Annotated in this window: 10 protein-coding genes; all 10 read left to right on the forward strand. The window is 73.2% G+C overall.

All coding sequences use genetic code 11. The features are described 5' to 3' along the window. Positions 1–20: 20 nt before the first annotated feature. The 10 genes from D9753_RS23695 to D9753_RS23740 all read left to right on the forward strand — a co-directional run bounded on the left by D9753_RS23695 (position 21) and on the right by D9753_RS23740 (position 15,228). Positions 21–620, forward strand: coding sequence for a hypothetical protein (locus D9753_RS23695; protein WP_121788826.1), 600 nt, complete (start codon positions 21–23; stop codon positions 618–620). 37 nt (positions 621–657) lie between these two features. After that, entirely contained in the window at positions 658–1,770 is a 1,113-nt protein-coding gene (locus tag D9753_RS23700) for a hypothetical protein (RefSeq protein WP_121788827.1), read from the forward strand. A gap of 46 nt (positions 1,771–1,816) precedes the next feature. Then, positions 1,817–2,593 (forward strand): TIGR03936 family radical SAM-associated protein, encoded by a 777-nt coding sequence (locus D9753_RS23705; RefSeq protein WP_121788828.1) that lies wholly within the window; start codon positions 1,817–1,819, stop codon positions 2,591–2,593. A gap of 262 nt (positions 2,594–2,855) precedes the next feature. Continuing rightward, complete coding sequence (locus D9753_RS23710; protein WP_205614239.1) at positions 2,856–7,394, forward strand: ribonuclease E/G; 4,539 nt, start codon at positions 2,856–2,858, stop codon at positions 7,392–7,394. Between the two features lie 231 nt (positions 7,395–7,625). Then, positions 7,626–7,946: a 50S ribosomal protein L21 gene (gene rplU / locus D9753_RS23715; protein WP_030653874.1), complete on the forward strand. Its 321-nt coding sequence runs from the start codon at positions 7,626–7,628 to the stop codon at positions 7,944–7,946. A gap of 14 nt (positions 7,947–7,960) precedes the next feature. Continuing rightward, positions 7,961–8,215 (forward strand): 50S ribosomal protein L27, encoded by a 255-nt coding sequence (gene rpmA, locus D9753_RS23720; protein WP_061922958.1) that lies wholly within the window; start codon positions 7,961–7,963, stop codon positions 8,213–8,215. A 127-nt stretch (positions 8,216–8,342) separates the two neighbouring features. After that, positions 8,343–9,791, forward strand: coding sequence for a GTPase ObgE (obgE, locus tag D9753_RS23725; RefSeq protein ID WP_121788829.1), 1,449 nt, complete (start codon positions 8,343–8,345; stop codon positions 9,789–9,791). A 133-nt stretch (positions 9,792–9,924) separates the two neighbouring features. Next, positions 9,925–11,448: an FG-GAP-like repeat-containing protein gene (locus D9753_RS23730; protein ID WP_240468263.1), complete on the forward strand. Its 1,524-nt coding sequence runs from the start codon at positions 9,925–9,927 to the stop codon at positions 11,446–11,448. A gap of 207 nt (positions 11,449–11,655) precedes the next feature. Then, entirely contained in the window at positions 11,656–13,203 is a 1,548-nt protein-coding gene (locus D9753_RS23735; RefSeq protein WP_121788830.1) for an alkaline phosphatase D family protein, read from the forward strand. A gap of 528 nt (positions 13,204–13,731) precedes the next feature. Next, positions 13,732–15,228 (forward strand): bifunctional cytidylyltransferase/SDR family oxidoreductase, encoded by a 1,497-nt coding sequence (locus D9753_RS23740; RefSeq protein ID WP_121788831.1) that lies wholly within the window; start codon positions 13,732–13,734, stop codon positions 15,226–15,228. The last annotated feature ends 20 nt before the right edge of the window (positions 15,229–15,248 follow it).

The following is a 15,248-nucleotide window of genomic DNA, read 5'->3' on the forward strand; positions in this document are numbered from 1 at the left end:
ACCCGACGGGAGGCACTCCCATGGCGCAGCAGACGGCGGCGAAGGCCCCGCCGACGAAGCCCGTGAGCACCGGCGGCGTCTTCTTCTCGTTCGCCCCGTGGATCATCTTCGGCGTGGTCGCCAGCCCCTCCACCTGGGAGTACGCGGCCCTCGCCGCGCTGATCGCCGCGATCGTCCTGTCGGGACGGGACATACTGAACGGCAGGCTCCGCCCCCTCGACATCACCGGCATCGTGTTCTTCGCCGTGCTCTCGGTGCTGGCACTCGCCCTGGGCCGCGGGCAGCTCGTCTGGCTGGAGACATACGCCCAGGTCATCTCCAACGGACTGGTGGCCGTCGTGGCGCTCGGCTCGCTGTTCGCCGACCCGTTCACCGCGCAGTACGCCCGTGAGTCGTCTCCCCGGGCCGTGTGGGGCTCGCCCGTCTTCAAGCACATCAACAGGGTGCTGACGGCGGTGTGGGGCGCGGCCTTCGCCCTGATGGCGGTCTCGACCTGGCTGGCCGTCCGGTATCCCGCCCAGGACGACTGGTTCAACTGGGTCGTCCCCATCGCCCTGCTGGTCGCGGCCGTGAAGTTCACCGAGCACTATCCCGAGGCGTACAAAGCGCGGGTGCTGTAGCCGCATCCGAACGGGCGGCCCCGGCGTCTACCCGGGTATGGAACTCCGCAAGCCGCCCCCCGAACCGCCGCAGCCCCAAGGATGCCTCGTCGTCGCCGTCCGCCTGCCGGTGCGGATCGTCGTCCTCGTCCTGGTCGTACCGGTGCGCATGGTGTGGGACGTCCTCGTGGCCACCGGGCGGCTGCTGCGTGACACCGTGCTGAGGCCGCTCGGACGGGCCCTGCTGTGGCTGGGCAGGGCGGTGTTCGTGTGGCCGTTCGTGGGCCTGTGGCGCTATGTCCTGGTGCCCGCCGGCCGGGCGCTGGCCTGGCTCGCGGCGGTCCTCGTCGGCCTGCCGGCGGTGTTTCTGTACCGCTGGGTCCTCACCCCCGTGGGGCATGCCCTCGCCCGGCTCGCGCGCGGGGCCGGCGCCGCGCTGGTGTGGGTGTACGCGCGCGTGCTCACCCCGGCCGGGCATGCGCTGGCCCGGCTGCTGACGGGCGTCGGCGCGGTGCTCGCCGTCCTCGGGACCGGGACGTACACGGCCGTCGCCTGGCTGGTGCGCCACCTGGTGGTCCTGCCCGCCCGGTGGCTGTACACCTGGGTGCTCGCGCCCGCCGGCCGGGCCGTCGCCTGGTGCGTACGGGGTCTGGGGTGGCTGCTGGGACTGCTCGCCACCGGTGCCGGCCTGGCCCTCTACTGGACCGGCCGTGTCCTGTTCGTCCTGCCCGTCCTGGCGCTGTGGCGCTGGGTGCTCGCGCCCGTCGGCCGGTTCCTCGCGGTCGTCGCCCGCGAGGTGGGGGACGCCCTCGGGCACGCCTGGCGGATCGCCGGGCGGATCTCCCGCGTCGTCGGACGGGCGCTCGGGACCCTCTTGCGGTGGACCTTCGTGGAGCCGGCGCGCTGGGTGTACCGCAGCGTCCTCACCCCGGTCGGACACGTCGTCCGTGACGCCGTCCTGCGGCCCGTCGCCGAGGGCGTGCGCGCCGTGGGCCGGGCCGGCCGGGATGCCCTGGCCACGGCCCGCGCCACCGTGCGGCAGGCCCGCGCCGGGGCCCGCCGGATGCTGTTCGGCGGACCACGCCCGGCGGTCCCGGCCGACCGGCGGGAACCCTCGGGCGCCGTGGCACGTAGTCTTGGTGACAGTACGACCGCTCTCACGAAGGACTAGGACACTGGGCAAGCGACAGCCCGAAGGCCCGCCGCCCGCACCCGCGGTGCAGCGCATCCGACTGCGCTACACCAAGCGCGGCCGCCTGAGGTTCACCAGCCACCGAGACTTCCAGCGCGCCTTCGAGCGTGCGCTGCGCCGCGCCGAGGTGCCCATGGCGTACTCGGCGGGGTTCACGCCCCATCCGAAGGTGTCGTACGCCAATGCCGCACCCACCGGCACGGGCAGTGAGGCGGAATATCTGGAGATCGCGCTCACCCGGGCGTGCGACCCGGAGACCCTGCGCGTCCTCCTCGACGAGTCGCTGCCCGCCGGGCTCGACGTGATCGACGCGGTGGAGGCGCGGACCTCGGGTCTCGCCGACCGGCTGACGGCCTCCGTCTGGGAGCTGCGGCTGGACGGGGTCGACCCGGCCGACGCCGAGCGCGCGGTCGCGGCCTTCGCCGGGGCCGGCACCGTCGAGGTGCAGCGCATGACCAAGAACGGCGTCCGTACCTTCGACGCCCGCCCCGCCGTGGTGAGCCTCGACACGCACGGATCGCCGGCTGATAGGCCGACAGACCACCCCTGTGCGATACTGCGGCTGGTTGTTCGGCACGTGACGCCTGCCGTACGACCCGACGACGTCCTGTCCGGTCTCCGCGCCGTGGCCGACCTGGCGCCGCCGGTCCCCGCAGCGGTGACCAGGCTGGCGCAGGGGCTGCTCGATGAAGAGACCGGCACGGTGACCGACCCGCTCGCGCCCGACCGCGAGGCAGCCCAGGCCCTTACGGCCGCACCGGCTGCCGCCGCGACGGCGCCGACGCCGGAAGGTTCCGCGTAGGGACGGACGTCGTAGCGCCGCCCTCGTACTCGGGAGCCACCTGGGTCGGGCAGCGCACCGACCAGAAGACTTTCGCCAGGCCGTACCGACAAGGCGTACGGAACCGGCGAGACAGGACACAGAGTGCTCCCGTGTGGCGCCCGCGCCCCGGACGGCGGCCACCGCGTATCGCGCGGGCCGCGGACGTCAACGGCGGACGGTCCCTAGAGACCGCCGGCGTTCCAGGCGCGGCGCCCGGGAGCCCGACGGGAGAAACGCCCGCATGCTCGAGCCGACCGAACCCACTGAGGGTTCCGAACTCAACACCCCCAGCGACACCCTGCCGCCGCGCAGGCGTCGCCGTGCCGCGTCCCGCCCGGCGGGCCCGCCCGCCGGACCCGCGGAGACGACCGCCGAGGTCACCGTGCCGGCCGTATCGGCCGCGGAAGCGGACGAGGTGGCCGCGGTGACCGGGACCCCCGAGGACACCGGACAGCCGCACGGGGACGCCGCCGCGCAGGCGCCTGCCGCCGAGGAGGCCGCGCCGGCGCGTCCGCGCCGCCGGGCCACCCGCCGCGCGTCCGCGCCCGTGGGCGCCCCGGCGCCCGCCGAGGCCGCGGAGACCGTCGTACCGGCCGCGTCCGCGGGCGCCGAGCCGGCGGACTCCGCCGTCGCCGAGGCCGGCGCTGTCGTCGTCGGCGAGGAAGCCGCTCCGCGCCGTACCCGCCGCCGGGCCACCCGCAGCGTGTCGACGCCGACCGACGGTGCCACCGGTGCGTCGGAGACCTCCGAGACCGCCAGGACTGTCGAGCCCGCACAGTCCGCCGAGCCCGCTGTCGTGGAGGAGCCCGCCGTGACGGAGCAGCCCGCCGAGGAAGCCGCTCCGCGCCGCACCCGGCGCCGGGCCACCCGCAGCGTGCCGACGGCCGCCGACGGTGCGACCGGCGCCACGGAGACCACCAGGACCGCCGAGGCCGCCGAGCCCGCTGTCGTGGAGGAGCCCGCCGTGACGGAGCAGCCCGCCGAGGAAGCCGCGCCCGCCGGGCGTCCGCGCCGTCGCGCGACCCGCCGTGCGTCGGCGCCCACCGGCGCACCCGTGTCCGCCGAGGCCGCGCCCGCCGAGACCGTGATCCCGGCCGCCGACGCCGGGACGGCCCAGGAGCCCGCCGCCGAGGCCCCTGCCGAGGCCGAGGCTCCCGCCGCGCGTCCGCGTCGCCGGGCCACCCGCCGGGCGTCCGCGCCCGCCGGTGCCCCCCAGGGTGCCGAGGAGAACACGGCCGTCGCCGAGGCCGCTCCGGCCGTGCAGGAGGCGCCCGAGACGCCCCGGCAGCCGGCTGCCGAGGAGGGCGTCCAGGACGCCGCCGAGGAGACCGCTTCGCGTCGTACGCGCCGCCGGGCCACCCGCCGGGTGTCCGCGCCGGCCGGTACGCCCATGAGCGAGGAGGCCGCCGAGGCCGAGCAGGCGGAGGAGCCCGCGGTGCCCTCCGAGACCCAGCCGGTCCCCGCGACCGCGCAGACCGCCGAGCCCGCCCGTGCGTCGCAGGCCCCCGCGCCGGCCGCCGCCGAGAGCGTGCCCCAGCGCCGGGCCCGCCGCCGGGGTGAGCGCGCCGAGTCCGGGTTCGCCGAGCCCGCGCGGCCGGCCTCGGCCGGGTCCGCCGAGGACGCCGACCCGCGCCGGCCCGCCCGCCCCGCCGTCGCCGTCTTCCAGGCGCCGGTGTTCACCGAGCCCAGGTTCCAGACCCCGCAGCGTGCCGCCGCCGAGGCCGCCGCCGAGGCCGTGGGTGAGGAGGAGACCGAGGAGTACGCGGACGAGCGCGCCGAGACCGGTTCGCGCCGCCGTCGTCGCCGCCGCGGTGCCGCCGCCGAGGAGACCCGGCCGGTGCGGGCCGTGACCGAGGACACCGAGGACGAGGAAGCTGAGGAGGCCGAGGACGCCGACGAGGCTCCGGAGGCCGCCGAGGACCTCGCCGACGCCGACGTCGACGCCGAGGAGGGCGACGACACCGAGGGTGCCGACGGCTTCGAGGAGTCCGGTTCGCGCCGCCGTCGCCGTCGTGGCGGACGCCGCCGCCGGCGCGGTGACGCGGCCGACGGTGAGGGCGCCGAGGCCGAGGACGACGAGCCGGCCGCCGCGCAGGACGCCGAGGACACCGCCGAGCAGGAGGAAGAGGACGCCGACGACGTCCGGGGCGACGACTCCGCCGGTTCCAGCTCCAGCCGCCGCCGTCGCCGCCGTCGCCGCCGGGCCGGTGACACGGCCGCCGAGCCCGAGCCGTCCGTCGACGACCCGGAGCGCACGGTCGTCAAGGTCCGCGAGCCGCGCAAGCTCAGCGAGCCGTCCGACGAGGTGCAGTCCATCAAGGGCTCGACCCGTCTGGAGGCCAAGAAGCAGCGCCGCCGGGAAGGCCGCGAGCAGGGCCGCCGCCGGGTGCCGATCATCACCGAGGCCGAGTTCCTGGCCCGCCGCGAGGCCGTCGAGCGGGTGATGGTCGTCCGCCAGCACGGCGAGCGCACCCAGATCGGCGTGCTCGAGGACGGTGTGCTCGTCGAGCACTACGTCAACAAGGAGCAGTCGACCTCGTACGTCGGCAACGTCTACCTGGGCAAGGTCCAGAACGTGCTGCCGTCGATGGAGGCCGCCTTCATCGACGTCGGCAAGGGCCGCAACGCGGTGCTGTACGCCGGTGAGGTCAACTTCGGCGCGCTGGGCATGGCCAACGGGCCGCGTCGCATCGAGTCCGCCCTGAAGTCCGGGCAGCCCGTGCTCGTGCAGGTCACCAAGGACCCGATCGGTCACAAGGGCGCGCGCCTGACCAGCCAGGTCTCCCTGCCCGGCCGCTACCTCGTGTACGTGCCCGAGGGCTCGATGACCGGCATCAGCCGCAAGCTGCCCGACACCGAGCGGGCCCGGCTGAAGACCATCCTCAAGAAGATCGTCCCCGAGGACGCGGGCGTCATCGTGCGCACCGCCGCCGAGGGCGCGAGCGAGGAGGAGCTGCGCCGCGACGTCGAGCGGCTCCAGGGGCAGTGGGAGGACATCCAGAAGAAGGCCAAGAACGGCGGCGGCTCGAGTGCGCCCACGCTGCTCTACGGCGAGCCCGACATGACCGTCCGGGTCGTCCGCGACATCTTCAACGAGGACTTCTCCAAGGTCATCGTCAGCGGTGACGAGGCCTGGCAGACGATCCACGGGTACGTCGCGCACGTCGCCCCGGACCTGGCCGGGCGGCTGTCGAGGTGGACGTCCGAGACCGACGTCTTCGCCACGTACCGGATCGACGAGCAGCTCGCCAAGGCGCTGGACCGCAAGGTCTGGCTGCCCAGCGGCGGTTCGCTGGTGATCGACCGGACCGAGGCGATGGTCGTCATCGACGTCAACACCGGCAAGTTCACCGGCCAGGGCGGCAACCTGGAGGAGACGGTCACCAGGAACAACCTGGAGGCGGCCGAGGAGATCGTGCGTCAGCTACGGCTGCGCGACCTCGGCGGCATCATCGTGATCGACTTCATCGACATGGTCCTGGAGTCGAACCGGGACCTGGTGCTGCGCCGCCTGCTGGAGTGCCTGGGCCGGGACCGGACGAAGCACCAGGTGGCCGAGGTCACCTCGCTGGGCCTGGTGCAGATGACCCGTAAGCGGGTCGGCCAGGGCCTGCTGGAGTCCTTCTCCGAGACCTGCGTCCACTGCAACGGCCGCGGTGTCGTCGTCCACCTCGACCAGGCCACCGCGAACGGTGGCGGCGGCAAGCGCAAGAAGCGCGGCCGGGGCGGCGACGCCCAGGAGCACGTGCACGAGACCGCCGCCGTGGCCGTGGAGACCGGCGAGGCCGTCGAGCCCGAGGTGGAGACGGCCGTGGAGGTGGCCGCCGAGGCCGCCGAGCCGGTCGCGCTGCCCGGGCCGGACTTCGCACCGGACGAGGAGCTGTACAGCAGCGTCGCCGAGGCGGAGGCGGCGGCCACCCGTGGCCGTTCGCGTCGCCGGACGAGCCGCCGGGCGTCGGCTCCGGCGGGCGCGCCGAAGCCGGAGCGGGCCGAGCGGACGTCCAGGTCCGAGCGGGCCGAGCGGGCAGCGCGGGCGGAGGAGGCCGAGGCCGGGTTCGCCGTCGAGGCCGAGCCCGCCGGGGTTCCGACCGCGCAGCACGTCACCGCCGAGGAGGCGGCGGCGCGTCCGGTGCCGTCCGAGCCGGCCGCCGAGGCGCTGGCCGAGCCCGTGGCCGCCGAGGACCAGGTGGTCCCGGCGCCGCAGGCCGAGGCCCCGGCCGCCGAGGAGGCCGCACCCAAGGGCCGTACGCGCCGTCGGGCGACCCGGAAGGTGTCGGCCCCGGCCGGTTCCCCCGCGGGTGCCGAGGCGGCCGTCGTGACGGTGCCGGAGGCCGCGCCCGCGGCCGAGGTGCCGGCCGCGGAGCCCGTCGCCGGGGTCCCGGCCGCCGAGGAGGCGCCCGCGCCCGCCGAGGCCGCCGCACCGGCCCGTCCGCGCCGCCGTGCGGTGCGCAAGGCCACCGCGCCGACCGCGTCCGAGGAGGCGGCCGTCGTGGTCGTCCCGTCGGCCCCGGCGGAGCCCGCGGTGGAGCAGGCCCCGGTGGAGCAGGTCCCGGTGGCCGAGGAGACGGCGGAGGAGGTCGCGCCGGCCAAGAAGACCGCCCGTAAGGCGGCCAAGAAGGCCCCGGCGAAGAAGGCCACCGCCGCCAAGAAGACCGCGGCCAAGAAGACGGCCGCCAAGAAGACGACGGCCAAGAAGGCGACGAAGACCGCCAAGACGGCCGCCGCGAAGTCGACGGCGAAGAAGACCAGCACGGTCCCCACCGCCGGCGACGAGGGCTGACACCCACGGGTGTGCGGCCGGTCCGAGTGACCGGCCGCACACCGGCGGGGCCCGGTTTGACCCCCTCGGCCGTGGCCCCGTAACCTGGAGCGTCGGCGTGTCCACTGACACGCCACATCCCCGTAAACCTCTTCCTCCCGGACGCAATGCGGGCCGGGAGAGGTCGTTCGTGCTGTTTTCGGGCGGCTGGCCTGCGGGGGTGCCGTTTCTTCGAGCGAAAGTGAGATCCGCGTGTACGCCATCGTGCGCAGCGGTGGTCGCCAGCACAAGGTTGCTGTCGGCGACATCGTTGAGGTTGACAAGATTTCCACTGCCAAGGTTGGCGACACGGTCGAGCTCTCGACCCTGCTCGTTGTCGACGGCGACTCCGTGACCAGCGACCCGTGGGTGCTGGCCGGTATCAAGGTCCAGGCCGAGGTCGTGGACCACCACAAGGGCCAGAAGATCGACATTCTGCGCTACAAGAACAAGACCGGCTACCGCCGTCGGCAGGGCCACCGCCAGCAGTACACGGCGATCAAGGTCACGTCGATCCCCGCGGCTGCGAAGTAAGGGACTGAGGAGAAATGGCACACAAGAAGGGCGCATCGTCCACCCGGAACGGTCGCGACTCCAATGCCCAGCGGCTCGGCGTGAAGCGCTTCGGCGGTCAGGTCGTCAACGCGGGTGAGATCCTGGTCCGCCAGCGCGGCACCCACTTCCACCCCGGCGCCGGCGTCGGCCGCGGTGGCGACGACACCCTGTTCGCCCTCCAGGCCGGTGCGGTGGAGTTCGGCTCCCACCGTGGCCGCAAGGTCGTGAACATCGTTCCGGTCGCCTGAATCGTCTGATTCACGGCATCGACCGAACAACTCGCGAGGCGGACCTCACTTCCCGGTCGGGAAGGCGGGTCCGCCTTTCGCGTGTTACCTAGAAGACAGATCCGCACGTTTCTGGAGGCACTGAACCATGACCACCTTCGTGGACCGCGTCGAACTGCATGTCGCCGCGGGTAGCGGGGGCCACGGCTGTGCCTCCGTCCACCGTGAGAAGTTCAAGCCGCTCGGCGGCCCCGACGGAGGCAACGGCGGCCGGGGCGGCGACGTCATCCTGACCGTCGACCAGTCGGTCACGACGCTGCTCGACTACCACCACTCCCCGCACCGCAAGGCCACCAGCGGCAAGCCCGGCGAGGGCGGCAACCGTTCCGGCAAGGACGGCCAGGACCTGGTCCTGCCGGTCCCGGACGGCACGGTCGTGCTGGACAAGGCGGGCAACGTGCTCGCCGACCTGGTCGGCCACGGCACCTCGTACGTCGCCGCGCAGGGCGGCCGGGGCGGCCTCGGCAACGCGGCGCTGGCCTCGGCCCGCCGCAAGGCGCCCGGCTTCGCGCTGCTCGGCGAGCCCGGTGACCTGAGCGACATCGTCCTGGAGCTGAAGACCGTCGCCGACGTGGCCCTCGTCGGCTACCCGAGCGCCGGGAAGTCCTCGCTGATCTCCGTGCTGAGCGCGGCCAAGCCGAAGATCGCCGACTACCCGTTCACCACGCTGGTCCCCAACCTGGGCGTGGTCACCGCGGGTTCCACCGTCTACACCATCGCCGACGTGCCCGGTCTCATCCCCGGCGCCAGCCAGGGCCGCGGTCTGGGCCTGGAGTTCCTGCGGCATGTGGAGCGGTGCAGCGTGCTGGTGCACGTGCTGGACACCGCCACCCTGGAGTCCGAGCGCGACCCGGTCTCCGACCTCGACACCATCGAGGAGGAGCTGCGGCAGTACGGCGGTCTCGACAACCGGCCGCGCATCGTCGTCCTGAACAAGATCGACGTGCCCGACGGCAAGGACCTCGCCGAGATGGTCCGCCCCGACCTGGAGTCCCGCGGCTACCGCGTCTTCGAGGTGTCGGCCGTCGCCCACATCGGCCTGCGCGAGCTGACCTTCGCGCTCGGTGAGCTGATCGCGACGGCGCGCGCCGCCAGGCCCAAGGAGGAGGCGACCCGGATCGTCATCCGGCCGAAGGCCGTGGACGACGCGGGCTTCACCGTCACCCGTGAGGAGGCCGGCGGCGAGCTGCTGTTCCGGGTGCGCGGCGAGAAGCCCGAACGCTGGGTGCGCCAGACCGACTTCAACAACGACGAGGCCGTCGGCTACCTCGCCGACCGGCTCAACCGCCTCGGTGTGGAAACGGAACTGATGAAGGCGGGCGCCCGTTCTGGCGACGGCGTCGCCATCGGCCCCGAGGACAACGCGGTCGTCTTCGACTGGGAGCCGACGGTCATGGCCGGCGCGGAGATGCTCGGCCGCCGTGGCGAGGACCACCGCTTCGACGGGCAGCGGCCCGCCGCGCAGCGCCGCCGCGACAAGGAGGCGGAGCGCGACGACGCGCTGCGGGAGTACGACGACTTCGACCCGTTCGAGTAGGGGGCACGCGCCGCCCGCCCGCCGGAGAACCGGGCGGGTGAACGGCGGGGAAAGCCGCGGCGGCGGTGAGGGCAACCCCGCGCCACCCTGGTGAGTCGAACAGTGCGACACGAAGAGGATCTTGGTCCTCCTCGTGTCGCACTTCTCTTTCTCCCCGATCCCCGGAGCAGACGTGCCCGACCAGCCCCGCCCCGCCCGCCGTCGCGCCCTGACGCTCGCCACCACTCTCGCCCTCGCGGCCGGCGCCCTCGCGCTTCCGGCCGTCGCCGTGCCCGCCCAGGCGGCCCCCGCACCGGCCGTGAGCGGCAAGCACCTGCACGACGACTTCAACGGCGACGGCTACGCCGACCTTGCCGTCACGGCCCCCTCGGCGACCGTGAGCGGCCAGCAGGGTGCCGGATACGTCGCCGTGGTCTACGGTTCGGCGAGCGGCCTGAAGACCTCCACCCGGCAGGTCCTCAGCCAGAACAGTGCCGGGGTGCCGGGCAGTGCGGAGGCCGGCGACCGGTTCGGCAGCGCCGTCGCCACCGCCGACCTCGACCGGGACGGCTATGCCGACCTGGTCGTCGGGGCGGGCGGCGAGGACACGTCGGCCGGCCCCGACGCCGGGTCGGTCGTGGTGCTCTGGGGCGGGGCGAAGGGCCTGTCCGGCGGGGTGACACTGGCCGGCGGGACGGAGTACGGCGCCCTCGGCGACCGGGGGCGCCTGACCGTCGGGGACGTGGACGGCAACGGCGCGCCGGACGTCGTCACCGTGGTGAACGCGCACGATCTGCGGGTCTTGAACGGGCCGTTCGGCCGCAACGGCGCCACCACGCACGCCAGCGAGCTGGTCACCGGCCCGTTCGACAGCCGGGTCCTCGACCTGGCCGCCGGCGACCTCGACGGCGACGGCATCACCGACATCGCCGCCGCGGAGAACGACGGCGACGAGTGGGACGCCCGCCACGTCGTGTACTGGACGGGCACGCACGACGGGCTCCTCCCGTACACCCTGGTGAGCGGCGCCGGTACCGGGCTCCAGGGCGGCGAGCACCTCGCCGTCGGCGACGTGAACCGGGACGGCTACGCCGACCTGGTCGTGGGCCGGGCCGTCGAGGGCGCCGACAGCGATGTGGACACCCCGCTCGCCAAGGGCGGCCGGATCGCCTGGATCCCGGGCACGGCGAAGGGACCCGACGGGACGAAGGCGGTGCTCGTCAACCTGGACACCGCCGGGGTGCCGGGCACCGCCGAGCGGGGATCCGGTTTCGGCACCGGCCTCTCGGTGGCGGACATCGACGGAGACCACTACGCCGACATCGCGGTCGGCGCGCCCGGTATCTCCCCTGGCGGACGGGTCATCACCCTGCCCGGCACCGCCAAGGGGCCGACGGGCAGTGGCGCGAAGATGTTCGGCCAGGACACCACGGGCGTGCCCGGCACCGGCGAGCCGGGTGACGCGTTCGGCTCGGCCGTGCGCCTGGTGGACGCGGACGGCGACGGCCGGGCCGAACTGGCCGTCGGCGCGCCGGGGGAGAACGCCAAGGCCGGGGCCGTGTGGGTGCTGCGCGGCACCACCAGGGGGATCACGCCGAGCGGCTCGTTCAGCTTCGCGAGCGGCACGCTCGGCACGGTGGCCGCGGGTGGAGCGCTGGGGGCCGGTCTCGGTTCCTGAAACGTAGGCGGCGGGGCGGATTCCGACCTACCGTCAGACCCGTTGTGGCGCGAGGGTTTTCCTGTGCCGCAACGGGTCTTCTGTTGTCTGCCCAGTTGTCATGCTCGCGGTGGGCTTCGTTCAGCAGTCGGGCCGTCCGGCCGTGGGAGCTTCCGCATGTCCGAACCGACCTGTCCACGAGGCCACTGTGGCAAAGGGAGTCAGCGCATGACCGCACCATCGCCCGACCGCCGCCGCTTTCTGACCGCCGGGGCCGCCGTCCTCGGCGCCGCCGCCTCCGCCCAGCTATGGCTGCCCGGCACGGCCCGCGCCGCCGGCACCCCGCTGCCCGACGGGGTGTTCACCCTCGGCGTCGGCTCCGGCGATCCGCTGCCCGACGGCATCGTGCTGTGGACCAGACTCGCGCCCGACCCCCTGGGCGGCGGTGGCATGCCCGACGCGGTCTTCCCCGTGGAGTGGGAGATCGCCGAGGACGAGCGGTTCCGCAGAACCGTCCGCCGGGACACCGCCCAGGCCCGTCCGGAACTCGGCCACAGCGTCCACGTGGACGTCCGCGGCCTGCGTCCGGACCGCCCGTACTGGTACCGCTTCCGGGCCGGCGGCCAGCTCTCGCCCACCGGCCGCACCCGTACCGCACCCCACCCGCACCGGCGGGGCGGCTCGCTGCGCGTCGCCCTCGCCTCCTGCCAGAACTGGCAGCACGGCTATTTCACGCCGTACGCCGACATGCTCGCCCAGGACCCCGACTTCGTGCTCTTCGTCGGCGACTACATCTACGAGTCGGCGCCGTCCGCCACGGCCGTCCGCCGGCACGAGGGCAAGGGCGAGCCGTACACGCTCACGCAGTACCGCAACCGGTACGCGCAGTACCGCACCGACCCCGACCTGGCCGCGATGCACGCCAGCGCGCCCTGGGTGGTCACCTTCGACGACCACGAGGTGGACAACGACTGGGCCGGCGAGATCCCCCAGGACCCGGACAAGCAGCCGCACGACGCGTTCGTGGCCCGGCTCACCGCGGCCTTCCAGGCGTACTACGAGCACATGCCGGTACGCGCCACGGCCGTACCGAACGGCCCGCACATCCAGATGTACCGCCGCCTGGAGTTCGGCCGGCTCGCCCGGCTCAACGTCCTGGACACCCGGCAGTTCCGCAGCGACCAGGCCACCACCCAGGAGGGCGCGCAGGCGCCGTCGCAGACCATGCTCGGCGCCGAGCAGAAGCAGTGGCTGCTCGACGGGCTGCAGGACTCCCCGGCCCGCTGGAACCTCATCGCCTCGCAGATCATGATGGCCGAGACCGATCTGCTGCCCGGCGACGGCAAACTCTGGTACTACGACGCCTGGGACGGCTACCAGGCCGAACGCAACGCCCTGCTGGAGGAGTTCGCCGGCATCCGCAACCCGGTCGTGCTCAGCGGCGACCGGCACCTGACGATGATCAGCGACCTCAGGACGGACTACGCCGACCCGGACTCCGACGTGGTCGGCGCCGAGTTCGTCGGCACCTCCATCTCCAGCAGCGGCGACCAGGACCAGGACGCCTTCCACCGGCAGTGGGACCCGCTGAAGGCGGACAACCCGCACTGGAAGCTCATCGACGCCCACCGCGGCTACCACCTGTTCGACATCCGCCGTGACGGCATCGACGCCCAGGTCCGGGTCGTCGACACGGTGCTGAAGCCGCAGGCGACGGCGAGCACCCTGGCCCGGCTCCGGGTGGAGTCGGACGAGCCCGGGGTCACGCTCGTGTGAGCCGGCACCGGACCGCCGGAGCCCGGGACGCATCCGTGTCCCGGGCTCCGGCGCGTCGCCGTACGGACCGTCCGGAGAAATCCTCGTGACCGAAATGCCACTGAATCCGCGGCGGGAATTCCGCGGCAATGGACTTCTCCGAAGAGCTTTATTGCCCGTCTTGTCCGGCTGGTGCCGTGCCGATTTCGCGGACCGTGTGCGGTTCCACGCACCGGGATGTGAAGATCCCCCGCCCGCCGGGCGGCCGGAACGGGGGAGCGGGCCGCCGCCGTGGGGCGTCGTGGAACGGCGCCGCGCGGCTACCCGCGCACCGGCGTCCGCGGCGGCACCGAGGGCCTTCCCCGGCTCCCCTGTGTACTTACTCACAGCAAATTCACCGGGGTTCACACCGCCCGCGGCCAATCACCGGGGGTGCAAGGTGAATGACAGGTGGCGCGCACATATGCATGGGAGGTCGCTCACCTTGCACTGCGGTTACCCGAAGTGGGACCATTTCACGGTTCCCTGTCGCCCCAAGGTAGGTCACCTGTGTCCCAGCACATAGCCAAGCCCCGTACCACCGCAGTGATCCTGGCCGGTGGCACCGGTCAGCGGGTGGGTCTGTCGATCCCCAAGCAGCTGCTGAAGATCGCCGGCAAGGCAGTCATCGAGCACACCCTGACCACCTTCGAGAACGCCGACTCGATCGACGACATCATCGTGCTGATGGCCCCGGGCTACGTGCCGGACGTCGAGAAGATCGTCGCCAAGGCGGGCTTCACCAAGGTGAAGAAGGTCATCGAGGGCGGTTCGACCCGGAACGAGACCACCGAGCGCGCGATCAGCGCCCTCGGCGAGGGCCTGGCCGAGGGCGAGGACCGCAACGTCCTCTTCCACGACGCCGTACGCCCCCTGCTCTCGCAGCGCGTCATCGACGACTGCGTGGCCGCGCTGGAGCGCTACCAGGCCGTGGACGTCGCCATCCCGTCCGCGGACACCATCATCGTGACGCGCACCCACGGCGAGGACGGCGAGTTCATCACCGAGATCCCGGACCGCTCCCGGCTGCGCCGCGGGCAGACCCCGCAGGCCTTCAAGCTGTCCACGATCCGCCGCGCCTACCAGGTCGCCGCCGGTGACCCCAACTTCCAGGCCACGGACGACTGTTCGGTGGTCCTCAGGTACCTGCCCGACGTGCCGATCCACGTCGTCGCGGGCGACGAGTACAACATGAAGGTCACTCAGCCGGTCGACGTCTTCATCGCCGACAAGCTGTTCCAGCTCGCCTCCACCGCCACGCCCGAGCAGAACGGCGAGGAGGCCTACCGCGAGCTGCTGACCGGCAAGACGGTCGTCATCTTCGGCGGCTCCTACGGCATCGGCAAGGACATCGCCGAACTCGCCGCGTCCTACGGCGCGCAGGTCTACGCCCTCGGCCGCTCCACCACCGGCACCCACGTGGAGAACCCGGAGGAGGTCGACGACGCGCTGTCCAAGGCCTATGCCGAGACCGGCCGGATCGACTACGTCGTCAACACCGCGGGCGTGCTGCGCATCGGCAAGCTCGCCGAGACCGACAACGCCACCATCGAGGAGGCGCTGAAGGTCAACTACCTGGCCCCGGTGCAGATCGCGCGCTCCTCCTACAAGTACCTGTCCGAGACCAAGGGCCAGTTGCTGCTCTACACCTCCAGCAGCTACACCCGCGGCCGCGCCGAGTACTCCCTCTACTCCTCCACCAAGGCCGCCATGGTGAACCTCACCCAGGCGCTGTCCGACGAGTGGGCCGGCGACGGCATCCGCGTCAACTGCGTCAACCCCGAGCGCACCGCCACCCCGATGCGCACGAAGGCCTTCGGCCAGGAGCCCTCGGGTTCGCTGCTGTCCTCCGAGGCCGTGGCCCGTACCTCCCTGGACGTGCTGCTGTCGGAGCTGACCGGTCACGTCATCGACGTCCGTCAGCAGGACCCGACCGCGGGTGCCGCCCGGGCTTCCGGCTTCGAGCAGGCGCTCGCCTCGGTGCTGGACCGTCAGGACGGCGTGTAATAATCGAGGGTAATTAAGCT

The organism is Streptomyces dangxiongensis (genome assembly GCF_003675325.1).
Classification (GTDB): Bacteria; Actinomycetota; Actinomycetes; order Streptomycetales; family Streptomycetaceae; genus Streptomyces; species Streptomyces dangxiongensis.

Excerpts from the sequence above, each read along its gene's own strand:
- D9753_RS23695 (WP_121788826.1), top strand. The coding sequence starts at position 21 with ATGGCGCAGCAGACGGCGGCGAAGGCCCCGCCGACGAAGCCCGTGAGC.
- D9753_RS23700 (WP_121788827.1), top strand. The coding sequence starts at position 658 with ATGGAACTCCGCAAGCCGCCCCCCGAACCGCCGCAGCCCCAAGGATGC.
- D9753_RS23710 (WP_205614239.1), top strand. The coding sequence starts at position 2,856 with ATGCTCGAGCCGACCGAACCCACTGAGGGTTCCGAACTCAACACCCCC.
- rpmA (WP_061922958.1), top strand. The coding sequence starts at position 7,961 with ATGGCACACAAGAAGGGCGCATCGTCCACCCGGAACGGTCGCGACTCC.
- obgE (WP_121788829.1), top strand. The coding sequence starts at position 8,343 with ATGACCACCTTCGTGGACCGCGTCGAACTGCATGTCGCCGCGGGTAGC.
- D9753_RS23735 (WP_121788830.1), top strand. The coding sequence starts at position 11,656 with ATGACCGCACCATCGCCCGACCGCCGCCGCTTTCTGACCGCCGGGGCC.